The sequence below is a fragment of the Nonomuraea sp. NPDC049709 genome, from assembly GCF_040674815.1.
Classification (GTDB): Bacteria; Actinomycetota; Actinomycetes; order Streptosporangiales; family Streptosporangiaceae; genus Nonomuraea.
In genome coordinates this window covers 22,777-46,812 of the sequence record NZ_JBFANM010000060.1, presented here as the reverse complement: position 1 = coordinate 46,812, position 24,036 = coordinate 22,777, and the positions used below count along the sequence as shown (strand labels likewise).

The window sequence follows — 24,036 nt, the reverse complement described above, 5'->3', positions numbered from 1 at the left end:
CCGCGGTCCCGCCCGTCAGGCGCTGGGCAGGCGCCGCAGGCAGTCGCTCGACGGTGGCGGGAGGGTCAGCCGGCGGGGGCGGTCGGGGCGGCCAGGCGGGTGTCGGACTCGGTGAGGATGCGTTCGATCGGGGCGCAGGCGTCGCAGGTCCACAGGCGTACGGTGCCGTCCCCGTGGGCGGTGGCCAGCCGTACGGCGCCGTCCCCGTGGGCGGCGGGCGGGCGGAAGGCGACGGCTTCGACGGTGGCGGCGAACCCGGTGACGGTCAGGGGCGTACCGGGCCGGCCGTCGTGCCAGAGGCGCAGGGTGTCGTCGTGTCCGCTCGTGGCCACCCAGCGGCCGTCCGGGGCGAAGGCCGCCTGCCAGACCGCGCCCTGGTGCCCGCGCAGTTCGAGCGGGGCACCGCGGGCGGCGACGTCCCAGACGCGGACGGTGGCGTCGCTGCCCACGCTGGCCAGGCGGCGGCTGTCCGCGCTGAAGGCCACCGCCCACACCATGCCCTCGTGCCCGCGCAGCTCCGCCGGGGCGCCGTAGGTGGCGGTGGCGTACAGGCGGACCAGGCCGTCGAGGCCGGAGGTGGCCACGTACCGGCCGTCGGGGCTCCAGGCGACGTAGCGGAGCATCTCGGAGCTGACCTTGATCACGCGCGGCGGGCCCGTGCCGTCGACGGGCCAGATGCGCAGGGTTCCGTCGTTGCTGATGCTGGCCACGTGCCGCCCGTCGGGGGCGAACGCCACGGCGCCGACCGGCTGGTCGTGCCCGCGCAGCACGCGGGGCCGGGCCGCGCCGGTGGTGTCCCAGATCCGTACGGTGGTGTCGCCGCTCCCGCTGGCCAGCAGCCGCCCGCCCGGGCCGAAGGCCAGGCCGTACACCTGGCCGGTGTGGCCGCGCAGCACGGTCGGGCGGTCCTTGCCCGAGACGTCCCAGAGACGGACGGCGTGGTCGGCGCCGCCGCTTGCCAGCTTCGTCCCGTCGGGCGACAGGGCCAGGTTCCACACCTCACCGCGGTGGCCGCGCAGGATGGCGGGCTCGCCCATGCCGGCGGCGTCCCAGACGCGGACGGTGCCGTCGTCGCCGACGCTGACCAGGTGGCGCCCGTCCGCGCTGAACTCGGCGTTCCAGACGACCCGGTCGTGGCCGCGCAGCACCAGCGGGTCGCCGCCGCCGGCCGTGCCGAAGACGCGGATCGAGCCGTCGTCACCGGCGGCGGCCAGGCGGTGCCCGTCGCGGCTGACCGCCACTCCCTCGACGCTGCCCTCGTGGCCCCGGAGCACGACGGGCTCGGCGTCGCGGTCGTCCATCGCCCAGATACGGGCGGTGCCGTCGATACCGGCGCTGGCCAGCCTGGTCCCGTCGGGGGTGAAGGCCATGCGTTTGATCATGGACGTGTGCCCCTTCAGCACGACCGGGTGGGCGCGGTCATCCAGGTCCCAGACGCGGATCAGCTGGTCCGCGCCGCCGGTGGCCACGTGCCGCCCGTCGGGGTCGAAGGCCACGCCGCCGGCCACGCCCCGGTGGGCCTTGACGACCACGGGGTCGGCGCGGCCCGTCAGGTCCCATAACCGCAGGGTGCTGTCGTCGCCGATGGAGGCCAGGCGCCGGCCGTCGGGGCCGAAGGCGGCGCCCCACACGGGGCCCTTGTGCCCGCGCAGCACGAGCGGGGCCGCGCGGCCCGCCAGGTCCCACACCCGTACGGTGCCGTCGAGGCCGGTGGTCGCCAGGCGACGGCCGTCGGGGCTGAACGCGGGGCTCCACGCCTCCCCCTCGTGCCCGCGCAGCACGGCCGGCGGCCGCTCGGACAGGCCGCCGGGCACCCAGTCCCACACGCGGACGAGGCCGTCGGCGGTCGTGACGGCGAGGCGGTCGCCACCGGGTGAGAAGGCCACGCCGAGGGTACGCCCGAAGCCCGGCCGGGTGACGATCAGCCGGTCGTCGATCAGCGCCTGCCGCAGCGCCGTCTCCGCCTCCACCGTGGGCCACACCGAGTGGGCCTGCCTGGCCAGGCGTAACCCGCGCTCGGGGTTGAGCGCCAGCTCGGCCTGGGCCTCGGCGGCGAGCTGGCGGGACACGGCGACGTCCCGATGGTCGGCGGCCTGCCTGGCCTGCGTCATGGCGACGGCGGCCAGGGCGCTGACCACGAGCACCACGACGAGCAACCCGCTCGTCAGCAGCCGCGCCCGCCTGCGGCGCCTTCCGCGGGCGGCCGATTCGCCGCGGTGGGAGGCGTCGAGGAAGGCACGTTCGAGGGCGTTGAACCGATCAGCCGAGCGGCCGTCCCAGGCGCTCAGGCGCGACCCGCGGTAGAGGAACGCGTCGTCGCGGCCGTGCTGGTCCCACTCGGCGGCGGCCTCGGTCAGGCGACGGTGCGCCAGGAGCAGCCCGCGGTCCTCCTCCAGCCAGCCGCGCAGCCGCGGCCAGCCGCGGATCAGCGCCTCGTGGGCGATCGTCACGGTGTCCTCGTCGACCGTGACCAGGCGGGCCGCGACCAGCTCGGCCAGGATGCGCGCCGTGCTCTCGCCCTCCGCCAGCTCGGTACGCGCGGCGCGGCGGCGGGTGTCCTCGGTCCCCTGGCCGGGCACGATCAGGCGCGACAGCAGGTGCCGTACGAGCTCGCGCTCGCCCGGCGGGAGAGAGGTGTACACCCGCTCCGCGGTCTGGGCGACAGCGCCGTGCACCCCGCCGGTCGCCCGGTACGCCGCGACCGTCAGCGTGCCGCCGCGCCGCCGCCGCCAGGTCTCCAGCAGCGCGTGCGAGATCAGCGACAGCGCCCCCGGCTGCCCCCGCGACTCGTCCACGACGAGCTCCACCAGCTCGCGTTCCACCTTCAGCCCCGCGCGCTCGGCCGGGACCCTGACGACCTGGCGCATCCCGTCCTCGTCCATCGGGCCGATGAGCACCTGGGCGTCCCGCAGCGCGGCCACCAGATCGGCGTAGGCGGCGCAGTGGCCGTAGAAGTCGGCGCGCATGGCGATGACGACGCGGGCGGCGGGCTCGGTGGCGGCGGCGAGGAGGGCGGCGACGAACGGGGCCCGCTCGTCCTCGTCCTCGCACAGGGTGAAGACCTCCTCGAACTGGTCGACGACCACCAGCATGCGACCGCCCCCGCCACCCCCGGCGAGCACCTGGGCGATCGCGGTGCGCACGGACGACGGGTCGGCGCGCAGCGCGTCGTAGACGGACGTGGCGGCCACGTTCGCGGCGTTGGCCAGGTGAACGGCCAGCTCCCGCAGCGGCAGCTCCCCCGGCGTCAGGAACGCCACCGGCCAGGCCCTGCCGTCCGGCCCGTGCTCGGCCCGCAGCGTCGGCAGCAGGCCGGCGCGGAGCAACGACGACTTCCCGACGCCCGAGGGCCCGAACACCGCCAGGAACGACGTGCGGCGCAACGTGTCGCACAACTCCCGCACCGTGCTCTCGCGCCCGACGAACAGCTTCGCGTCGTCCGCCTCGTACGTCCGCAGCCCCAGGTACGGCGCCCCCTCCGGCCCGTCCTGCTCGACCGGCTCCTTGAGCTGCTCGTCCAGCGCCCGCCAGCGCTCCTCCCATTCCGCGCGGTCACCTCCGCAGGCCTCCACATAGGCCAGCGTGACCGCGAGGCTGGGCAGAACGGCACCGCCCGCCGCCTCGGCGAGGGCCGTGACAGAGAAATGCGCGCGCTTCGCGAGCTCGCGATAACTGGGTTTTCCCGCCTCGATCCGCAACTTCCTGAGCTCTGTGGCGAATCGGTGCAGCGGGTCCTTCTCCGGGTTCAGGTCGCGCTCAGGCCGCCCCATGCGCGACACCCTATCCCCGGGTCGCGGCCGGGGGTTCTGCGCCCGCGAAGTTGTTTGTTCAGGAAATCCGGCGCCGCTGAACAACCGGGTGCGGTGCTAAAACCGATGGGGCGAGCTCCGGGCCCTTTCGCGTGGCACGACCCTCGACTCGATCACCGGAGAAAACATGACGTCGCATGTCCCTGATCATCGCTCGCGGCGAACGGGCCGGCACCGTCACCACGGCACGCGGCAATTGTGCCCTGGACGGATTCGCCGGATCGCCGCGCCGGATCCGCGCGGGGGCGACGGATGACGGCGATCCGGGTGGTGTTCGACGCGGACGAGCACCCGGACGAGGGCGAGCGCTTCTCCCGCTTCCAGGACGCGATGGCGAAGCTGCCGGTGCCGGTGGGCGTCTCCGGTGAGCCGCGGACCGACTTCTGGGCGCGCGTCCGGGTGGGCGACTTCGGAGCGGTGACCGTGACGTCGCTGGCGACGCGGACCGGCACGCCGTACCGGATCGAGCGCACGCGGGCCCACATCCGCAGCGGCGATCCGGGGGCGTACCAGCTGATCCTGCACAGGAACGGGCGGCCGCGGGCGGGCACGTCCACGGTGCTCGGCCCCTCGCACCTGGCGCTGTACGACACGTCGCAGCCGTTCCGGCGGGAGCCGGGCGGCGGGCCCGCCGACTGCGTGATGATGACCTTCTCCCGCGGGCTGCTGCCCGTCCCGGCCCATGTGGTGCGGCCGGTGCTGGGAGTCCCGTTCGGCACGGCGGCGGGGGTCGGGGCGCTGGTGGCAGGCGGGGTCGGGCGGATCGGGGACGACCTCGACCACTACCGGCCGGGGACCGCGCACCGGCTGTCGGGGCTGGTCGTGGACCTGCTGGCGACGCTGCTGGCGGACGAGCTGGTGGCGGACGAGCTGGAGGCGCGGCCGCCGGCGAGGTCGAAGGAGACCCTGCTGCTGCAGATCCAGTCCTTCATCCTCCGGCATCTCGGCGACCCCACGCTGTCACCGCGGAGCATCGCCGCGGCCAACCACATCTCCATCCGTTCCCTGCACCGGCTCTTCAGCGGCCACGGGCACAGCGTCTGCGACTGGATCCGCGATCAGCGGCTGGAGCGATGCCGCCGGGACCTGGGCGACCCGCTGCTGGCCGGGCACCCGGTGCACGCCATCGCGGCCCGCTGGGGCCTGGACAATCCCGCGCACTTCAGCCAGTTGTTCAGGTCGATGTACAAGGTGAATCCCACCGCCTATCGCACCCGCGCATTGCGACCGTCATAACGGCCCATCCGCGGCCCGGCGGAAAGGGCCGGACGGGCTTTCCGGGCAATGAACAGGAGCCCTCGGGCAATCCGTCTCGTCTCGTCGCCGGCGGCGTCCGGAGCAAGCCGGTCCCCTTACGAGTAAACGGAATTCCGACACCCGCGGCTCGCGAGATCCCCAGCGGCACGCCGGGGCCCCTCGCGCTGCCCCCAGGTCGCTACATACAATGAATTACTACATCGACTGCATCGACTTGGGAAGGGGCTGTCATGGGGAGTCTGGACGGGCGCGTCGTCCTCATCACCGGAGCGGGGCGCGGCATCGGGCGGGAGGAGGCCCTGCTCTTCGCCGCCGAGGGCGCCAAGGTCGTCGTCAACGACCCCGGCGTCGCCATCGACGGCACGGGCGGTGACGCCGGCGTGGCCGCGGAGGTCGTCGAGGAGATCATCGCCCGCGGCGGGCAGGCGGTCGCCAGCACCGACAGCGTCGCCGACTGGGACGGGGCCCGCCGCATGGTGGCGAAGGCCCTGGAGTCCTTCGGCGACCTGCACGCGGTGGTCAACAACGCCACCATCGAACGTAACCGGGGCCTGGCCGACCTGCCGGAGGAGGACTTCGACGCCGTCCTGGCCGTCAAGCTGAAGGGCACGTTCGCTGTCACGCGCTGGGCGGCCCGCCACTGGCGCGAGCGGCACCGGGCCGGGATCCGCATCGACCGGGCCGTGATCAACACCTCCTCCGGCTCCGGGCTGCTCAACCCGCTGCCCACGCAGGTCTCCTACGCGGCGGGCAACGCCGGGGTGGCGGCGCTCACCACCGTGGCCGCCCTCGAGCTCGGCCGCTACGGCGTACGGGTCAACTGCATCTCGCCTTCGATGGCCCGCACCCGCCTCACCCTCACCGTCCCCGGCATGGGCCAGGAGCCGCCGGCGGGCCGGTTCGACCCGCTGGACCCGGCCGCCTGCGCGCCCGTCGCCGCCTACCTGGCCGGCCCGGCCTGCCCGCTCACCGGCCAGGTGCTGTCGGTACGGGGCGGGACGGTCGCGGTCAACCACGGCTGGTCCCTCGGCGGGCACATCCACCAGGACGGGCTGTGGAGTGTCGAGGAGCTGGCCGAGCGGGTGCCGGAACTGCCGGTGGACGACCCGTACGACAAGCTCGCCCAGGCCCTGACCGGCGCCCTCGGCACCGTCGGACGCGACCGGCTCCAGGAGATGATCGACGCCCTGCTGGACCAGGCGGCCCCGTCCGGCACGGCCACCGCCTGACCCGCCCGGCACGCCGGCCTGCGGCTCCGAGGAGGTGGGGCCCAGGTCGCGCCGCAGCGCGTCCGGCTCGGGGTGTACGGCGGCGAAGGAGATCAGGCTCACCAGGGGCAGGTCGTCGAAGGTCAGCGGGCGAGGGCGGCGAGGTGGTCGTAGAGGGCCCGGTGCCCGTCGGGGGTGGGGTGCAGGCCGTCGGCGAGCAGGTCGGGCCTGTCGTGCAGCGGCGCCCACATGTCGAGGAAGTCGACGTGGTTCGCGACGCACCAGGTCCGCAGGCTCTCGCGCAGGGCCAGTGCCCCGGTGTGCGTGAAGCGCAGGCAGCCGAGGTCGCGGGTCCTGGACTCGTCGACCCACGTCGGGCCCAGGACGACGAGCCGCGCGCTGTGGCTCAGGGCGGTTGCGGCCAGCGCGGCGAGACCGTCGCCGAGGCGCTCCAGCCAGCCGGCGTGCGCCGGTTCGGCGGCGAGCGGGCCGGCGGCCAGCCGGCAGGCCGAGTCGCCGATCCCGGCGGCGACGAGCAGGGTGTCGGGACGGCGGGCGGCCAGGAGCGCGGGCGTCTGCTCGCTGACGTCGATCAGGGTGCTGCCGGGGACGGCCACGTTGAAGACGCGGTGCCCGGCCTCGTCGGCGGCGATGTGCGCGGCCGCCAGGCGGGCCGCCCACCCGCCCTCCGGGTCACAGCGGCCGTAGGCGATGCCGTCGCCCGCGATCACGATGCGCGCGGCCGGGCGCAGCGGTCTCGCGTCCAGGTACGCCCACGCGGCCTCCCCGGAGGCCAGGAGCACCCGCCGGCGGGCGTAGTCGTCGACCTCGTACGCGTCGGCCGCGGCGAGCTCATGGTCGGTGAGGTGCAGGACGGCGCCCTCGACCGCGGCATCCCGTTCCCGGGCCAGGGTCAGGTGCACGTCGATGCCGCTGGTGGCGATCACGGACGGGTCGGTGATCGGCAGCGGCCTGGTCGTGTGGCCGGTCAGCGACGCCGGGGACACGGGAACGGCCTGACCGAAGAGGGTGGTCTGCACCCGCTCGTCCAGCAACGTGCCGAAGGAGAACAGGGTGTGCGGGCGCGGCTGGCTCACCTCGGTCCTTTCTCCGCGGGTCTCCCCGGATCTCCTGGGACGGATGTGATCACCTTATCCGCCGGACCCGCCGCGGGACCGTAGCGACCTGCGCGTGAGCTCCGGTCAGTTCCCGGCCGGCAGCGGTTCGATCAGGTCCTCCATCGTGCAGTCCAGGATGTCCAGCAGCGCCATCAGCGTGCGGAGGCTGAGCCGCTCCGGCTTCTCCGCCACCAGCCGGTAGACCTGGCTCAGCGACAGGTCGATGCCGCGCTCGGCCAGCAGCGGACGCAGGTCGGTGGTGGAGAACATGCCCCGGGCGGCCATGACCTCCCGCAGCCGCCACCGGTAGTCGAGCCTGCAGGCCGTCCTGTGCCCGTGGTGGCCGGTCACGGGATGCGCTCCAGCTGGCTGCGCGAGGTGATGCCCATCTTGGCGAAGACCTTTCGGAGGTGGTATTCGACGGTGCGGGGGCTGACGTACAGGCGGCCGGCGATCTCCTTGTTCGTCAGGCCCTGCTGGGCCAGCCTCGCGATCCGCGTCTCCTGCGGCGTGAGCTGCCCGGAGGTCTCGACCGTACGCTTGCGGGCGGTCTCGCCGGTCGCCAGCAGCTCGCGCTCCGCCCGGTCGGCGAACCCTTCCATGCCCATGGCCACGAACAGCTCGCTCGCCGTGCGCAACTGCTCGCGCGCGTCGAGCCGGCGCCGCTCGCGCCGCAGCCACTCGCCGTAGAGCAGGTGGGCGCGGGCGAGGTCGACGCGCATGCGGGTCCGCCGCAGCCGGTCGATCGCCTCGCGGTAGCGGGTGTCGGCCTCCTCACCCTGGCCGAGCAGCGCGCGCGACCGGGCCTGTACCCCGAGCGCCCAGTCGGTCCCGCTCGCCTGGGTGGTCGCGACCAGCTGGTCGAGCGCCCGGAAGGCGAGCTCGCGGTCGCCGCTGTAGACCGCCGCCTCGACCAGCTCGGCCGGCGCCCAATGTGCCGCGGCGCCCGGGGAGGGCTGGTACGCGGTGGCGCGCTCCGCGGCCGCCCGGGCCTGCTCGTACTGGCCCAGGCCGTTGTGCAGCACGGCCGTCAGCCAATGGGCGACCGACGCCGTGGATCCCTCGCCGCGGGCCGTCGCCTCGTTCGTCAGGGCGTCGGCCAGCTGCTCGGCCTCGGCCTGCCGTCCCCGCCACGCCGCCAGGGCGAGGGCGCCGCCCGCCGGCGCCTGGAACCCGAAGCCGATCCGGACCCCGGTCGCGGCGACGAGGGTCTGGATCTCCTCGTTCACCGACTCCGCCTCGTCCAGTTCGCCGGCGAAGTTGAGCAGCATGAGCCGCGTGCTCAACGCCAGGGGCAGCAGGGCGAGGGCGCCGGTGTCGCGGAGGAGGGCGACGTAGCGATCCGCCAGCTCGCGGCCCGACCTGTCGTCCCACAGGGCCATGGCGAGGGTGTGGGCGGCCCACAGCCGGCGGAAGTCCTCCGTGGCGGAGGTCTCCTCGCTCAGGAACGCGGCCAGGGCCCGCCGCATGGCCGGGGCCGCGACCTCCGGATCCTCCGTGAAGTGCCTGGCCAGGGCGTCGAGGAGGAGGTCGGCGACCCGGGGCGGGCCGATGGCGGGCGGTGCCGTACGGGCGGCCGCCGCGACCTCTCCGAGGCTGCGGCCCTCGTCCGGGAGGATGCCGATCGCCGCGGACAGCGCCTGCAGATACGTGTCCCGGGCCAGCGCGGTGTCCAGGGGCTCGAATCGCCTGGCGGCGCTGATCAGCATCGGGGCGGCGGAGCTGCCGTGGTTCGAGGTGCTGGCGATCTCGGCGCGCAGCAGCTCCGCGTGGGCGAGTCGCAGCTCGTCCAGCGGACCGGCCTGGGCCGAGGCCAGCAGCGCCAGGGCGGGCTCGGGCGCGCCGGCCAGGTGCTTGGCGCGGGCGGCGGCCAGCGCGCGCTCCGCCCGGCGCCGGGGGTCGGGCGTGAGGGCGGCCGCCCGCTCCAGGAAGGCGCCGACGGCCGCCAGGCCACCGCGTGCCTGCGCGCGGCCGGCCGAGCGTTCGAGCTCCGCGGCGACCTCCTCGTCCGGCTGCGCGGTGGCGTGCGCGCGGTGCCAGGCGCGCCGGTCCGGATCGGCTTCGACATCGGTCGCCTCCGCCAGCGCCAGGTGCGCCTTCCGGCGTTCCTCCGGCAGGGCCGTCCGGTACACCGCCGAGCGCGCCAGCGGGTGCCGGAAACGTACCCGGACGCCAAGGACGATCATGTCGTTCGCGGCGCCGACCAGCGCCATGCCGAGGCCGAGCCGCGCGGCCGCCCGCCACAGCAGCGCCGCGTCGCCGAGCGGGTCGGCGGCCGCCAGCAGCAGCAGTTGCCGGGTGCGCGCGGGCATGCGTTCCAGCTGCCGCCGGAAGCTGTCCTCGATGCGGCCGGAGAGCGACCGGGTGGCCGGCGGGCCGAACCCGCCCGCCAGCTCCGGGCGGGTGTATTCACGCAGCAGCTGCAGCAGCGCCAGCGGGTTGCCCCGGGCCTCGGCGACGAGCCGGTCGCGTACCTGCGCGTCCAGCGGGCCGGGGACCACCGAGCGCAGCAGCGCCCGGGCGTCGCCGGCGGACAGGCCCGCGACGTCCAGCGTCGGCAGGCCGGACAGCTCGTCCGCCTCTTCGGTGTCGCGCACCGCGAACACGCAGGCCACCGACTCCGCGAACAACCGGCGGGCGACGAAGGCGAGCACCTGCGCCGAGGCCTGGTCCAGCCACTGGGCATCGTCGATCACGCACACCAGCGGACGTTCCTCGGCCGCCGCCGCGAGCAGGCTGAGCACGGCCAGTCCGAGGAGCAACCGGTCCGGCGCCGGCCCGGCGCGCAGCCCGAACGCCGTGCCGAGCGCGTCGCGCTGCGGTCCAGGCAGGCCGTCCAGATGGCCCAGCATCGGCACGCAGAGCGAGTGCAGCGCCGCGAACGCGAGCTCCATCTCCGACTGCACCCCCGCGGCGCTCACCACCCGGCAACCGGCGGCCCGCTCGGTCAGGTGCTCCAGCAGCGCCGACTTGCCCACCCCGGCCTCGCCGCGCACGACCAGCGCCCGGCTCTCACCGGCCCGCACCGCGGTGAGCAGCCCGTCGAGCGCCTCGCACTCGGCCTGCCGGCCCAGCAGCCCGGCCTTCACACCGGGGCGGTGAAAGCCGGCGGGCGACCAACCGCCGCCCACGACCGCGACTCCCCCACCGCGTCCGAGCACGCCTTCCAGAACGTCAAGGCTTGATTTACCGAGCACCCCGGATCCACCTCCCGCCACGTCACTCATCCGCCTCTTGATTCAAAACCGTACGAGTGGCCGGTGGGGGACTGCGTACGTAGGACTACGTAATGCCCGCGCCAGACCCCGGAGCCTGGTCGCGGTTCCCCCTGGGGGCCCTACGGATGCGAACGGCACCCGGGCGGGCCGACGCTGACGGCGATGGAACTCAAAATCCCCGCATCCACGAGCCGTCGCGATGCCCATCCGCGCGGGGCGAGGGGCCGCGCGGATGGGGTGCCGGGACCGGCCCGGCCGCGCGGGCGAGGGAGCCGCGTGGCCGGGGCCCGCCGGCCGGTGTCGTCAGAGCGGCCGGTCGGCCATCATGGCGGCGAGCTCGCTGCGCGACTTGACGCCGACCTTCGGGTAGATCCGATACAGGTGGGTGGTGACCGTGCGCGGCGACAGGAACAGCCGCTCGGCGATCTCCCGGTTGCTCAGCCCGTCGGCCGCGAGCCGCGCGATCTGCTGCTCCTGCGGCGTCAGCGCGTCGATGGCGTCGATCGGCTTGCGCCGGGACTCGCCCGTGGCCCGCAGCTCGGCCCGTGCCCGCTCCGCCCACGGCGCCGCCCCGAGCGCGTCGAACGTGGCGGCCGCGGCGCGCAGCAGCGGCCGCGACTCCGCCGCCTGGCGCTGCCGGCGCAGCCAACCACCGTACGTGAGCTGCAGGCGGGCCCGCTCGAACGGCCAGTCACGCAGGTCCCCCGCGGCGAGCGCGGCCTCGTACGCCGCGGCGTCGTCGGCCAGCACCGCCCCGGCGTAACGGAGCCCCGTGACGAGGACGGGCGAGCGGCTCCGCTCGGCGATCGGGGTCAGCTCGGTCACCACGTCGCGGATCTCGTCGAGCGCGCCGCAGTGCGCCGCCGCCTCGGTCAGGTGCCCGACGAGGGTGAAGCGCAGGTAGGGGTGGTAGGCGACGTCGCCCGGGTCGAACACCCGGCGCAGCTGCCCGTACGCCTCCTCGAACCGCCCGGTGGCGAGCGCGTTGATGCCGCGGATGCGTTGCGTCAGCGACAGCATCGCGTGCATGCCGGCCGAGAACATCGTCTTCTCCGCGGCATCCGCGATCTCGGCGGCGACCTCGTCGTTGCCGCGCAGCGCCTCGGCCATGCCCAGCTGCAGGCGGGCCTGCAGCTCCCAGACCGACGCCCGGGTCTCGGTGGCCAGCGCCGCGCACTCCGTCGCGGCGGACACGGCGGCCCGCGCGTCGCCGGCGGCGGCCGCGTTGTAGGCCAGGCTCGTCAGGGCCTGCGTCAGCATGCCGATCCGGCCCTGCGTCCGCAGCGATTCCGCGCTCGCCGCCAGGAACGTGTTCGACAGCGGGTACGCGCCCAGCGCCGACGCCGCGAACCCGAGGTCGTAGCGCTCCCGAGGGGTCAGGTCCAGCCGGTACTGCAACGCCGTCAACCCGTCGAGGCAGGACGCGCCCCGCTCGACGGGGGCGACCTGGGCCAGCGCGCAGAGCACCCGGATGTCGCCCGCCGGGGCCTCGATCAGCTCCGCGACCTCCACAAACCTGAGCCTGGTGCGGTCGTCGGGATTGGACCAGTAGAACCGCAGGCAGATGCTGCTCAGCGCCTCAAGGCTGAGCTCGACCTCGCCGGCGCTCCGGATGGTGTCGATGAGCTCGACATAGACGCCCAGCCGCGCGCTGCCGGTCCAGCCGGTGCCGAGATACGCCTCGCGGTACCAGGACAGCCGCGCCAGGTCCCCCGGGCGCAGCTGGGCCTCGTCCACCAGCCCCAGCAGGCGGCGTACCGTCGCGGCGTCGCCCTGCTCGTCCGCCGTCGTCGCCGCCCACAACAGCCGGCTGCCGCGCTCGTACGGGTCCTCGCTGAGCTGCGCCGCCCGCTCCATCGCGGTCAGCGCGATCGAGGCGGCCTGCGCGTAGCGGGCCCGGGTCGCCACGGCCGCCAGATCCGCGGCGAGGGCCTCGTCGGGGCCGGCCGCGGCGGCGGCGCGGTGCCACACCTGCCGATTCTCGGTGGCCACGACCGCCGCGAGGCAGGCGTGCGCCCGCCGCCGCTGGGCGGCACTCGCCGACTGCCGCAGGGCCGAGCGCAGCAGCGGGTGCCGGAAGCGCACCCGGTACTGATCGTCCACGCCGACCAGCCGGCTGACCACGGCCGGCTCCATGTCGTCGGCCGTGACCGGCCGGTCCTCGAACCGGGACGCCGCCGCGAGCACCTCGTCGAGGTCGTCGCCGTCGTCCAGCGCCGCCACGAGCAGCAGCGCGCGCGTCGCCGCGGGCAGCTCGCCGACCAGCCCGGCGAACGTCCGCTCCACCCGGGCGCTCAGCGGGAGCCGCGACGGGAGCAGCGCGGCGCCGCCGGAACGGGCGGCCAGCCCGCCGAGCTCGATCAGCCCGAGCGGGTTGCCCGACGACACGGCGAGCACGCGCTCGCGCAGGGCGGGCGTGAGCCCGGGCGCGACCTGGTCGAGCAGGCTCCCGGCCTGGTCCGGCTCCAGCGGTTCGAGCCGCAGCTCCGGCAGCGCGGCGGCGGCGAGGAGCCGGTCGACGTCCTCGCCGTCGCGCGCCGTCACCACGAGCGCGGCCGGGTCGGACTCCAGCCGCCGGGCCACGAAGGCCAGCACCTCCCAGCTCACCCGGTCGAGCCAGTGGCCGTCCTCCACGGCCAGCAGGACCGGCTGGTCGAGCCGGCCGAGCAGATCGAGCACCTCGACGCCGACCCGGAACGGCGACTCGTCCGCGGCCCCGCCCAGCTCCGGGCCCAGCTCCTCACCCAGCTCCGGGCCCAGCCGGCGGAACAGATGCCGGACCCCGGCGTACGGCAGCTGCACCTCGGCCTGCACGCCCGCGGTGGTCAGCACCCGCATCCCGAGCGCCTGGGCCGCCGCGCAGGCTTCGCCCCACAGCGCCGACTTGCCGATCCCGGCCTCTCCCCGTACGACGAGGGCGCCGCCACGGCCCCGCGTGGCCTCACTCAGCAGGACGCCGAGCGCCTGGATCTGGGCCTCCCGCCCGACGATCACCTGAGGCTCCCGCCCGACGCGCGCCGGGCAGGTCTTCGCGGCCGCTCCGCCCCTCTGGCCACGCCCACCCCTTCCGTCTGACGCGAGAATCATTCATCAGATGCAAGGACCGGCGCAACACGAGCAGGTCACGCCGCATCCCCGGTCCGCCCGGGGTTCTCAGGCCAGGGGTCTGTCCCCCCGGGACCTACGGATGCGAGTGCCCGCGGACCGCAAGACGCTGTCAGGCATGCCCGCACGCACTTGCCCCGCCCCGGGGGAAAGGGGATTCCCATGGACGATCCGCTGAGGATCGGCGCCAACGTTGTCGACTATGTCCTGGTCCTGGCCTATTTCACAGTGGTGCTGCTGGTCGGGCTGGCCGCGCGGCGAAGAGTTTCCGGCAGCCTTGACTTCTTCCTGTCGGGGCGGTCGCTGCCCGCCTGGATCACCGGGCTTGCCTTCATCTCGGCCAACCTCGGCGCCGTCGAGATCATCGGGATGTCGGCCAACGGCGCCGAGTACGGCATGCCGACCGTGCACTACTACTGGATCGGCGCCATCCCGGCCATGCTCTTCCTCGGCGTGGTGATGATGCCCTTCTACTACGGGTCGAAGGTGCGCAGCGTCCCGGAGTTCATGCGCCGCCGCTTCGGCACCGGCGCGCACCTGGTGAACGCGATCAGCTTCGCCCTCGCCCAGATCCTCATCGCGGGGATCAACCTGTTCCTGCTGGCCACCGTGGTCAACAGCCTCCTGGGCTGGCCGCTGTGGGTCGCCCTGATTCTCGCCGCCGCGATCGTGCTCAGCTACATCACCCTCGGCGGACTGTCGGCGGCCATCTACAACGAGGTCCTGCAGTTCTTCGTCATCCTCGCCGCGCTGCTGCCGCTCACCCTCATCGGGCTGCACCGCGTCGGCGGGGTCGGCGGTCTGATCGACAGGGTGACCGCCTCGGTCGGCGGTGCCGAGCAGCTGCGGTCGTGGCCGGGCAACGAGCTGTCCGGGTTCGCCAACCCGGTCCTGTCCGTCATCGGCATCGTCTTCGGCCTGGGCTTCGTGCTCTCCTTCGGCTACTGGACGACGAACTTCGTCGAGGTCCAGCGGGCGCTGGCGACCAGCTCGATGTCCGCGGCGCGCAGCACGCCGATCGTCGCGTCGTTCCCGAAGATGTTCATCCCGTTCATCGTGGTGATCCCCGGGATGATCGCGGGGGTGCTGGTGCCCGAGGTGATGCGGCTCAAGGCCGGCGACCAGGCCGCCGGGGTCACCTACAACGACTCGATCCTGCTGCTCATCCGCGACGTGCTGCCCAACGGGCTGCTCGGCGTCGCCCTGGCGGGGCTGCTCGCCGCGTTCATGGCCGGCATGGCGGCCAACATCTCCGCCTTCAACACCGTCTTCAGCTACGACCTGTGGCAGCAGTACGTGCGCAAGGACCGGCCCGACGACTACTACGTGAAGGTCGGCAGGTGGGCCACGGTCGGCGCGACGGTCCTGGCCATCGGCACCGCGTTCATCGCGGCCGGCTACGGCAACCTGATGAACTACCTGCAGACCCTGTTCGGCTTCTTCAACGCCCCGCTGTTCGCCACCTTCATCCTCGGCATCCTCTGGAAGCGGATGACCGCGACCGCGGGGTGGGTGGGGCTGGTGTCCGGGACGCTGGGCGCGATCGCCGTCTGGCTGGCCAACGAGTTCGGCGCCATCGACCTGCCCGGGCAGGGGGCGGCGTTCCTCTCCGCGGGCGTGGCGTTCGTCGTGGACATCACGGTCAGCGTCCTGGTCACCCTGGTGACCTCCCCGAAGCCGGCCAGCGAGCTCAGCGGGCTCGTCCTGTCGGAGACGCCCAAGGCGCTGCGCACCGACCCGGCTGCGAGCCGGCTGCCCTGGTACCGCGCGCCGACGAAGCTGGCGGGCATCTCCCTGGTGCTCGTCACCGTGCTCAATGTGATCTTCCGATGATCGTCCCGCTGATCCACGACCTGCTGAGGAGTCGGACATGAGCAAGGTGGAGCCCGTTACGGGCCGCGACGGCGGGGCGCCGGACAGCTCCGGGCCGCGCAAGGCCGGCGCCTTCGACGTTCGCGTCGTCATCGCCTGGCTGATCGGTTTCTATGGCATCGTCCTGATCGTCCTGGGTCTCGTCGTGGACACGGCAGAGGACCGGGCCAAGACCGGCGACGTGAACGCCAACCTGTGGGCCGGCATCGCCATGGCCGTGGTGGCGATCGCCTTCCTGGTGTGGGCCCGCCTGCGTCCCGTGGTCATCGACCCGCCTCCGGAACCGACGGATCCCTAGGCGTCGTGCGCGGGTGGGGTGTTCTTCCCGGTGCCGGGGCGTGGTCAGGCGAGGAGGTCGTCGAGGACCTCGGGGGCCAGGCCCAGGGCGGTGGTCATGCCGATGCCGGAGGTCACCGACACCACCCGTACGCCGGGCATGGGGGTGGCGACCAGGAAGGGGGCCGGGGCGGAGGCGTACACGCCGCGCCAGCGCTCGCGTACCGTCAGCGGGCCGGCGCCCAGCAGGCGAGCGGTCTGCTCCAGGACCTGGCGGTCGAGCTCCTCGGCCTGGAACGGGTCGAACGTGCCCGCGTAGGCGTGGGTGTCGCCGATGATCAGGTCGCCGTCCGGGCGCTGGGTGAACATGAGGTTCAGCCCGATGCCGACCAGCCCCGGGTGCGCGGACTCCATCCGCGCGCGCAGGGCGGGCCCGGTGGGGCAGGCCGTGAAGCCGTCGTAGCGCAGGAGCGAGAAGCCGGACAGCACGGCGGGATCGACGCGCCGGCCGTGCGGGTCGGCCACCCGCAGCATGTGCAGGGCGCAGCCGCGCAGGCCGGACCGTTCGGCCAGGTCGGGGAAGTGCCGGTGCACGTGGTGGCCGACGGCCACGACCACCCGGCCGGCCTCGACCCGGCCGCGGCTGGTGACCACCGCGTCCGGCTCCACGGCGTGGGCGGAGGTGGCCCAGTGGAAGCGCACCCCCCGGCGGGCCAGCCAGCCGGCGATGGCGTGAACGGCCTGGCGCGGGTCGACGCGTACGTCCATGGGCAGCCAGGCGCCGCCGACCACGCCGGGGCCCACCGGCACCCGCTCGGCCACCGCGCGGGCGTCGAGCAGGACGGCCTGGCCGTCGCGGGCGGCGCTGAACTCCGCCAGCACCGCGTACTCGTCGTCGGCCCTGGCCACGACCACGGTGCCGCCCTCGTTGAGCCAGAGCCCCGCCTCCCGCGCCAGGCTCAGCCAGGCGGTCCTGGCGGCCGTCGCGTAGCGCAGGGCGTCGCCGTCCTGGGCGGTGAAGCAACCGTGCCCGAAGTTGCGGACCGAGGCCCCGACGGCCCGCTCGTCACGCTCGACGACGGCGACGGACAGCCCGCGGCGCACCGCGTCGACCGCGTGGGCGAGCCCGACGATGCCGGCCCCGACGACGACGAGATCGGCCGAGTCGAGGGATCCGTCCGACGGCTGATGACTTGTCATGACAGGTAAGGTGTCCGGTCCGGCACCGAGATGTCAACAGGCGCCGGAGACCTGTCACCTCTCGTTTGCCGGGCCGCAATCCTCGCAGGTGGACTAGCTGTTCTGCGGTCGGGTCCGCTGCCGCGACGTGCTCGACGTCCTGTATGGTCAAGTCGCATGGACGGGCATCTCCACGAACGGGTCGCAGCGGATCTGCGTCGTCGCATCAGCTCCGGCGACCTGCCGGTGGGCGCCGCCGTCCCCTCCGAGTCGCAGTTGTGCGAGCAGTGGGGAGCCTCGCGCGGGCCGATCCGCCAGGCGCTGGCCACGCTCCGCGCCGAGGGGCTGATCGGCGGCGGGCGCGGCAAACCGCCGGTGGTGCGCAGCCACACGATGCCGCAGCCGTTCGAGACGTTCCTGTCGTTCTCGCGGTGGGCCGAGCGGACGGGCCACACGCCGGGCCAGCGCACGGTGGAGATCGCGCGGCGCCCGGCCACCGCCGAGGCGGCCGACGCGCTGAGCGTGGACGAAGGCGCCCCGGTCGTCCAGCTGCTGCGCCTGCGGCTGCTGGACGGCGTGCCCGCGATGGTGGAACGCACCACGTTCGTCTGGTCCGTGGGCCGGTTGCTCTTCGACTTCGACTGCGACCAGGGGTCGGTCTTCGCGTACCTGAGCGGTCGCGGCGTCGACCTGAGCAGGGCCCGCCACGTGATCGACGCGATCGTCGCCGGCGAGACCGACGCCGCGCTCCTGGCCGTCTCCCCCGGCTCGGCCCTGCTGCGCGAACGCCGCCGCACCTCCTCCGCCGACGGCGTCCCGGTCGAGTACTCCGACGACCGCTACCGCCCCGACCTCGTCTCCTTCACGATCGACAACTCCCAGCAGGCCCACCCGGCCCTGCTGCGCGGCAGCCCCGACGACCTCCTCCAAGGAGCCCAACCATGATCGAACTGGCGGTTCTCGACATCGCCGGCACCACCGTCGAAGAGCACGGCGCCGTCTATGTCGCCCTTGAACAGGCCGTCCGCGCGGCGGGCGGCACGCCGGGCGCCGCCGACATCCACGACTGGATGGGCGCCGACAAGCGGGCGGCCATCACCGCGCTGCTCACCGGCGGGACGAGCCGGGCTCCCGCCCCCGAGACCGTGGAGAGCGCCTTCGCCGACTTCCGCGAGCGCCTGCGCGCCGCCTACGCCGAGACGCCGCCGGCCCCGCTGCCCGGGGTGCCGGAGGCGATCGCCACGCTGCGCGCCGCGGGCGTCAAGGTGGCGCTCACCACCGGGTTCGACCGCGAGGTGACCGACGCGCTGCTGGGCTCGATCGGCTGGGACGACGGTTTCCTCGACGCGGTGGTGTGCGTGGACGACGTCCCCGTGGGCCGGCCGGCCCCGTACATGATCTTCCGTGCGATGGAGGCGACCGGCGTGCACGACGTCGGCCGGGTCCTCACGGCCGGCGACACCGTCCGCGACCTGCGTGCCGGCACCAACGCGGGCGCGGCGATCGTGGCGGGCGTGCTCACCGGGAGCCAGGACGCGGCCGCGCTTGGCGCCGTCCGGCACACCCACCTGCTGCCCGGCGTGGCCGCCATCCCCGCGCTGCTCTCCCTTCCGCCGGCCACGCGGGCCGAGGCCTAGGCCGTACGGGCCGTCACGGCACGCCAGCCGAAGGTGACGGCGCCGGCCAGCAGCGCCACCCCGGACAGCACGCCGCTGACCAGCGGCACCCAGGCGACGGCGGCCGTCGACGCGAGCACCAGGCCGCCGGCGCCCAGCAGGGTGAGGACCACGCCGGGCACGGCGATGCCCCAGTCCTTCCAGACCGGCGCCAGCGCGATGAAGTGCACGCCCACCACCAGCGCCACCCATGCCACGTTGGCCTGCTCGGGGCTGCCCCAGGCGGCCAGCACCCGGAGGCCGCCGAAGAGCAGGATCGCCTCGGCGGCGACGACGACCAGGTAGCCGCGGCCGTACATGCTCCGCCGCTCCCCGGCCCCGGGCCGCTCCCGCCGGGCGGTGGCGATCCACATGCCGGCGACGGCGATGGCCGCCAGGCAGGCGGCCGCCCGCAGGACGTTCGCGGTCACGGCGTTCAGCGGGCTCTGCGCGTTGACGACGACGAAGACCGCGCCGAAGATCGCGCCCACCAGTAACCCAGTCATTCGTTGCATGGCGTTCATTGAACTCCGTGCCGGATACCGGCCGCATGGGGGCTGGGGCGAGTAGGCGGTCGGTCTGGCACTACCTCGCCGTGCCCCGCAGGTAGGCGAGCACCGCCAGCACCCGCCGGTTGTCATCAGGGGTCTCGCGCAGCTCCAGCTTGGCGAACACGCTGGCCACGTGCTTGCCGACGGCCGCCTCGGTGATCGACAGGGCCCGCGCGACGGCGCTGTTGGAGCGCCCCTCCGCGATCAGGGCGAGCACCTCGCGCTCGCGCGCGCTCAGCCGGTGCGTCGGCTCGTCGATCTCCCTGGCCCTGTCCCAGGTCCGCTCGAACAGGTCGATGAGGGCGGTGAGAAGGCTCTGCTGCCTGATCACCAGGGTGCCCGGCGCGTACGCGAAGGGGGTCATCCGGAGGAACGCCACGGCGCGATCGAAGATGAGCACCTGCTGGATCGGCTCCTCGACGACCCGGTGCCGGTCGCCGGAGGCGTGCAGCTGCCTGATCCGGGCCACCTTGCCGGGGTCGTCCAGCACGCTCGCATGGATGACCGTCCGCATGGTCATGCCACGCTCCAGGGCGTCGAGCACCCTGCGCCTGCTCCGCCGCTCCTGGGAGCCCTTCTCCATCGAGCTCAGCGGCTGCATGGCGCGCAGCTCGCCGGCCGCGGGCACGACCTGCGCGATCTGCTGCCGTACGAGCGCGTCGTCGTCCACCCGCTCGACGTCGACGGGGATCCCCCGCAGTTCGCCGACCACCTCCTCCAGGCGATGGACGAGCCGGGCCAGCGTCACGCCGTCGTCCACGCTCACTGACCGGCCACCTCCCCGGCTCCGCCGGACGTCCGCGGCAAGAACCGGCTCGTGGCCAGGCAGGCGACGGCCGGGATCGGGAAGAGCACGAGGTAGAGGTTCGGGATCCACCAGGCCAGGGAGAAGTCGCCGCGCAGGGTCCAGAAGGCGATCGCCATGAGTCCCGAGGCCATGGTCAGCACCAGGGAGATCAGCATGAGGGGCAGGCCGTCGCCTCGCCGCCGGCGCCCCAGCCACAGGCTCGTCAGGCCGGTGACGCCGGCCGGCAGGTCGATCCAGAGGAAGGACCAGTTCCAGTCGGCCATGATCGGGTCGGCGTAGTCGGCGAACGCCCACTCCGGCGGGATCAGCCCCAGGCCCGTGACGCCGAAGTAGACGAGGAAGCCCAGATCGGTGACGAGCATCAGGGCTTTAGTGGTGCGCAGCACGGTCGATCAGCTCCAGGAGGTAGCGGCGGGTGCGCTCGTGCAGCTCGGGCTCGGGCTCGCCCAGGCCGAGCAGCCGGGCGGCCCACCAGCCGTCCACGGCCAGCCGTACGGCGGTGGCGGCGGCGGGGTCGATGCCGTCGTCGGCCAGCCTGGCCTGCCAGGCGGAATATCGCTCCCGCAGGGGCCGCAGCCCGGCCGGGTCGATCAGCACTCCGGCCAGCAGCGCCACGGTGACCGTGTCGGCCGGGGCCCGCGCGACGTGCCGTTCGGGGATCGTGGCCTCGATGTAGGCCCGCAGGTAGTCGCCCGGGCGGTGGCCGGCCTGTGCGAGGGCCGCGTCGAAGGCGGTGGTGAGGCGCTCGACCATGGCGGCGACCAGCGCCTGCTTGGTCGGGAAGTGATAGAACAGGCCGCCCTTGGAGACCCCGGCCCGCCTGGCGACGGCTTCGAGGGTGAGCGAATCGGCCCCCTCGGTCAGGAGCACCTCGGCGGCGGCGTCGAGCAGGCGTTCCTTGGAACTGGTTCTGGGCACCCTGAAACTATACCGGCCAACCGGTATAGTTTCAGCACATGACTGGACTCTCCCCCCATGGCAGACTCCATGCTCGTCCCACGGCGCGCACCTGGAGGAGAGCAACCGCATGACGATCGTGAAGGACGTCGAGGCCCGCGACACGCAACACTGCGAGACGACGGCGCTCGGGGTGCTGCTGCGGCACGAAGGGCTCGATCTGTCCGAACCCATGCTGTTCGGGCTCGGCTCGGGCCTGTCCTTCATCTACTGGGACAGCAAGGCCATGGCGGTCCCCTTCCTCGGCGGGCGGGTCAGGCCGTTCGAGCTCACCGGGAACCTGGCCGCCAGGCTGGGGCTGACCCTGCGGACCGAGGAGACCACCTCACCGCGCAAGGCGTGGGCGAACGTGGCCGCCCAGATCGACGCCGGCCGGCCCGTCGGGCTCCAGCTCGACAGCTACCACCTCGACTACTTCCGGTCGAAGGTGCACTTCGGCGGGCACGTCGTCGCGATGTACGGCTACGACGAGCACGATGCCTACCTGGTGGACACCGGGCCGCAGGGCGGGGCGGTGCGCACCAGCCGGACCAGCCTGGCCGAGGCACGGGCGGAGCGCGGCCCGATGACCGCCAGGAGCCGCTCCTTCACCATCGAGCTGCCGGCACACCCCGTCCCCTGGCAGGAGCAGCTCGTCCCCGCGATCACGGCGTGCGCCGCGGCCTTCCTCGCCGCCCCCATCGCCAACCTGGGCCATCGCGGCATCGACAAGGCCGCCCGCCAGGTGCCCGGCTGGCTGGCCCGCGCGGAGCAGCCGCAGCGGGACCTGCCGCAGGCCGCCCTGCTCATGGAGCAGGCGGGCACCGGGGGTGCTCTGTTCCGGGCCCTCTATCGCGACTTTCTCGGCGAGTGCGCCGGGCTGATCGACGACGACGGTCTCCGTACCGGCCACCGGCTGTACGGGGAGGCCGCCGTCATGTGGACGGACGTGGCCGCCCTGATCGCGAAGGCCGGGGAGACCGGCGACGCCGCGCACCTCGACGAGGCCGGCGCCGTCCTCCACGACCTCGCGCGCATCGAGAGCGAGGCCATGCACGTGCTCCGCCGGCTGTAACCCGCGCGGCAGCCGATCAGTCCACGTCGGCCGCCGGGGCGGTCCACGTGTTGCAGTGGCCCGGCCTGCCGCCCCGGAACCCGCCGTTCAGCCAGGCGGCGCCGTGCTGACCCGTCCCGTGGGTTCGCTCGTCGCCCGTGTCGCCTCTCCGGGCGAAATCCGCCAGCACCTCCTGCCAGTCCTCGGCGGACACCGGGAGCGAGTCACGGACGGCGGCGAACCAGACGCCCGCGAAGCAGTCGGCCTGGAGCTCGTAGCGGCGGCTGATGGCGAGCGTCGTGCCCTCGTCGGGGGTGGAGACCTCCCGCTCCGCGGCGGCGTCGCCGATGCCCGCGTTGTGCTGTACGTGGTGCCCGTACTCATGGGCGAGGATCGCGGTCAGGACCATCGCGTTCTCCTCCTCGTCCACCCCGAGGTAGATGCCGTTGTTGACGGGGCAGTAGAAGGCGGCGGCGTCCGGCTCCGGGTAGTCGCCGCAGGCGCCCCGGCCGGGTTCGGACCAGAAGACCCGGGTGGGCAGCCCGGAGGAAAGCCCGCTGGTCGCCTGGAGGGCCCGCCATGACCGGTCCATGCAGTCGGCCATGGCGTGCAGGAAGGCCGGCCGGGCCGCGTCCGGGGCGCGGCATTCGCCCGTCAGCGGGGACGCCGTGTAGATCGGGTTCCGCTCCAGGCTCCCGGTGACGGCGTCGGCGCCCGGCAGCGGGGTCGAGCTGAGGGCCGGGGCGGGCGGTCGCCCCGCGGCCAGCTGGCCCAGGACCAGTCCCAGCGTCGCGGCCAGGGCGATGAACCCGATCACGCCGGCGGCGAACGCCCCTAAGCCTGAGCGAACCGGTCGCGAGCCCGGCCGCGGCGGCCAACTTCCCACCAGCCGGAGTCTAGATGCTCGATCCCGCCCAGGCCTCCTTGCCGGTGGTGACCGGGGCGCCGGTCCTCGCCGACTCCCCGATGGCGAGGCTGATCAGGTGGTCCTGGCACGCCTCGGCGAGCGGGTAGGGAGGCGGGCCCTCCTGGCGGGCCCAGGCACCCGTGCGGTCGAGGATGTCCGCGACCGCGATGTCGTCGTCGGACCGGGCCGCTCCCTCGAACGGGTTGCGGTAGACCACGCGCCCGTCGAAGCTGATGTGCTTGAGGTCGCGCAGTTCCAGGTTGAGGTCGATGCCGGTGTCGCGCCGGATCAGCCGCGACTCCACCGGCGTCGAGGGGTCGACCAGCCGCACCACCCGGTCGTCGACCAGCTCGCCGATCGAGCCGCGCACCACGATGCGGCGCATGCGCAGGGGGTTCCACCACTGGTTGTCGGTGAAGTCGTACAGGCCCATCCGGCCGCCGAAGTCGAGAGTGGCGATGGTCGTGGTCAGGCGTCGCGGCGTGTCGTCACCCGTCCACCCGCCGAATCCCAGCGGGTCGGCGAGCGGCGCCTCGAACGCCGAGGCGCGCACCTCGGCGGCGTCGAACCCGATGCCCAGCAGGCCGCGGATCATCGACACCGCGTGGTACAGGTGGGTCGAGGAGACCTGGACCGAGGTCGGTTCGCCGATCACGCCCTGCCGGACGAGCGCCAGCCGGGCCGCGTGTCCGGGCATCAGCAGATACTGCTCGGCCACCTGGACCAGGCCGCTGCCGCCCACGTCCCGCCACAGTGACCGCAGCCCGTCCAGGTCGGGCGCGGGCGGCGTCTCGGCGAGGACCGGCATCCGATGCCCGACCGCCGCGCGGATCGCGTCCGGCATCGCGGCCCACGGCACCGCCGCGGCGAGGTAGTCGGGCCGCTCGTGCCGGAGCAGGTCGTCGATCGAGGGGAAGGCCGGTACGCCCCACTCGGCGGTCACCTCGCCGGCCCGCTCCGCGCTGCGCGTCACGACGCCGCTGACCCGTAGCCGGTCCGGCATCGCCGCGGCCAGCCGGAGGAAGAACCGGGTCCGCCGCCCGCTGCCGATCGCGCCGAACGTCGTGGTCATGAAGGGACCTC

At 74.0% G+C, this 24,036-nt stretch carries 19 protein-coding genes; 7 read left to right on the top strand and 12 right to left on the bottom strand.

All coding sequences use genetic code 11. The features are described 5' to 3' along the window. Positions 1 to 65 precede the first annotated feature (65 nt). Positions 66 to 3,770 (bottom strand): hypothetical protein, encoded by a 3,705-nt coding sequence (locus AB0J69_RS43655; RefSeq protein ID WP_364130753.1) that lies wholly within the window; start codon positions 3,768 to 3,770, stop codon positions 66 to 68. Positions 3,771 to 4,061: 291 nt separating this feature from the next. On the opposite strand from AB0J69_RS43655, the gene AB0J69_RS43650 reads away from it, so the two are divergent. Further along, positions 4,062 to 5,045, top strand: coding sequence for a helix-turn-helix domain-containing protein (locus tag AB0J69_RS43650; RefSeq protein ID WP_364130750.1), 984 nt, complete (start codon positions 4,062 to 4,064; stop codon positions 5,043 to 5,045). A gap of 251 nt (positions 5,046 to 5,296) precedes the next feature. After that, positions 5,297 to 6,295: an SDR family NAD(P)-dependent oxidoreductase gene (locus AB0J69_RS43645; RefSeq protein ID WP_364130747.1), complete on the top strand. Its 999-nt coding sequence runs from the start codon at positions 5,297 to 5,299 to the stop codon at positions 6,293 to 6,295. Between the two features lie 122 nt (positions 6,296 to 6,417). Here the strand turns inward: AB0J69_RS43645 and AB0J69_RS43640 are convergent, their stop codons facing one another. The 4 genes from AB0J69_RS43640 to AB0J69_RS43625 all read right to left on the bottom strand — a co-directional run bounded on the left by AB0J69_RS43640 (position 6,418) and on the right by AB0J69_RS43625 (position 13,604). Then, on the bottom strand, positions 6,418 to 7,371 hold the full coding sequence (locus AB0J69_RS43640; protein WP_364130744.1) for a GDSL-type esterase/lipase family protein: 954 nt from the start codon (positions 7,369 to 7,371) through the stop codon (positions 6,418 to 6,420). 105 nt (positions 7,372 to 7,476) lie between these two features. Further along, the gene (locus AB0J69_RS43635; RefSeq protein ID WP_364130741.1) at positions 7,477 to 7,743 is read right to left on the bottom strand and encodes a helix-turn-helix transcriptional regulator; all 267 of its coding nucleotides are present in this window, start codon (positions 7,741 to 7,743) and stop codon (positions 7,477 to 7,479) included. Beyond that, the gene (locus AB0J69_RS43630; protein WP_364130738.1) at positions 7,740 to 10,523 is read right to left on the bottom strand and encodes an AAA family ATPase; all 2,784 of its coding nucleotides are present in this window, start codon (positions 10,521 to 10,523) and stop codon (positions 7,740 to 7,742) included. Before AB0J69_RS43630 ends, AB0J69_RS43635 begins: the two co-directional genes overlap by 4 nt. Before the next feature lie 390 nt (positions 10,524 to 10,913). Further along, positions 10,914 to 13,604: an AAA family ATPase gene (locus AB0J69_RS43625; protein ID WP_364130735.1), complete on the bottom strand. Its 2,691-nt coding sequence runs from the start codon at positions 13,602 to 13,604 to the stop codon at positions 10,914 to 10,916. Between the two features lie 273 nt (positions 13,605 to 13,877). Between AB0J69_RS43625 and AB0J69_RS43620 the strand changes: the two genes are divergently transcribed. Both AB0J69_RS43620 and AB0J69_RS43615 read left to right on the top strand, forming a co-directional pair. Continuing rightward, a complete protein-coding gene (locus AB0J69_RS43620; protein WP_364130732.1) occupies positions 13,878 to 15,548 on the top strand; it encodes a sodium:solute symporter family protein in 1,671 nt (556 codons plus the stop codon). 37 nt (positions 15,549 to 15,585) lie between these two features. Then, entirely contained in the window at positions 15,586 to 15,885 is a 300-nt protein-coding gene (locus AB0J69_RS43615) for a hypothetical protein (protein ID WP_364130730.1), read from the top strand. 44 nt (positions 15,886 to 15,929) lie between these two features. Here AB0J69_RS43615 and AB0J69_RS43610 read toward each other — a convergent pair whose 3' ends face one another. Then, positions 15,930 to 17,063 carry a TIGR03364 family FAD-dependent oxidoreductase gene (locus AB0J69_RS43610; protein WP_364130727.1) on the bottom strand — a complete coding sequence of 378 codons (1,134 nt, stop codon included), beginning with the start codon at positions 17,061 to 17,063 and terminating at the stop codon, positions 15,930 to 15,932. A gap of 156 nt (positions 17,064 to 17,219) precedes the next feature. Here AB0J69_RS43610 and AB0J69_RS43605 point away from each other — a divergent pair, with 156 nt between their 5' ends. Then, entirely contained in the window at positions 17,220 to 17,987 is a 768-nt protein-coding gene (locus AB0J69_RS43605) for a GntR family transcriptional regulator (RefSeq protein WP_364130724.1), read from the top strand. After that, a complete protein-coding gene (locus tag AB0J69_RS43600) occupies positions 17,984 to 18,679 on the top strand; it encodes a phosphonatase-like hydrolase (protein ID WP_364130721.1) in 696 nt (231 codons plus the stop codon). The genes AB0J69_RS43605 and AB0J69_RS43600 overlap by 4 nt, the downstream gene beginning before the upstream one ends. Here AB0J69_RS43600 and AB0J69_RS43595 read toward each other — a convergent pair. The 4 genes from AB0J69_RS43595 to AB0J69_RS43580 form a co-directional block, all read right to left on the bottom strand. Then, positions 18,676 to 19,212 (bottom strand): hypothetical protein, encoded by a 537-nt coding sequence (locus tag AB0J69_RS43595; RefSeq protein WP_364130718.1) that lies wholly within the window; start codon positions 19,210 to 19,212, stop codon positions 18,676 to 18,678. The genes AB0J69_RS43600 and AB0J69_RS43595 overlap by 4 nt on opposite strands. A 70-nt stretch (positions 19,213 to 19,282) precedes the next feature. Beyond that, positions 19,283 to 20,014: a LuxR C-terminal-related transcriptional regulator gene (locus AB0J69_RS43590; RefSeq protein ID WP_364130715.1), complete on the bottom strand. Its 732-nt coding sequence runs from the start codon at positions 20,012 to 20,014 to the stop codon at positions 19,283 to 19,285. After that, a complete protein-coding gene (locus AB0J69_RS43585) occupies positions 20,011 to 20,442 on the bottom strand; it encodes a DUF5360 family protein (protein WP_364130712.1) in 432 nt (143 codons plus the stop codon). Before AB0J69_RS43585 ends, AB0J69_RS43590 begins: the two co-directional genes overlap by 4 nt. Continuing rightward, positions 20,426 to 20,974, bottom strand: coding sequence for a TetR/AcrR family transcriptional regulator (locus tag AB0J69_RS43580; protein WP_364130709.1), 549 nt, complete (start codon positions 20,972 to 20,974; stop codon positions 20,426 to 20,428). Before AB0J69_RS43580 ends, AB0J69_RS43585 begins: the two co-directional genes overlap by 17 nt. Before the next feature lie 109 nt (positions 20,975 to 21,083). On the opposite strand from AB0J69_RS43580, the gene AB0J69_RS43575 reads away from it, so the two are divergent. Then, positions 21,084 to 22,067, top strand: a complete 984-nt coding sequence (locus AB0J69_RS43575; protein WP_364130706.1) for a BtrH N-terminal domain-containing protein — start codon at positions 21,084 to 21,086, stop codon at positions 22,065 to 22,067. A gap of 16 nt (positions 22,068 to 22,083) precedes the next feature. Here the strand turns inward: AB0J69_RS43575 and AB0J69_RS43570 are convergent, their stop codons facing one another. Then, complete coding sequence (locus tag AB0J69_RS43570) at positions 22,084 to 22,863, bottom strand: neutral zinc metallopeptidase (RefSeq protein WP_364130704.1); 780 nt, start codon at positions 22,861 to 22,863, stop codon at positions 22,084 to 22,086. 79 nt (positions 22,864 to 22,942) lie between these two features. Beyond that, positions 22,943 to 24,025: a Gfo/Idh/MocA family oxidoreductase gene (locus AB0J69_RS43565; RefSeq protein WP_364130701.1), complete on the bottom strand. Its 1,083-nt coding sequence runs from the start codon at positions 24,023 to 24,025 to the stop codon at positions 22,943 to 22,945. Between the last annotated feature and the right edge of the window lie 11 nt (positions 24,026 to 24,036).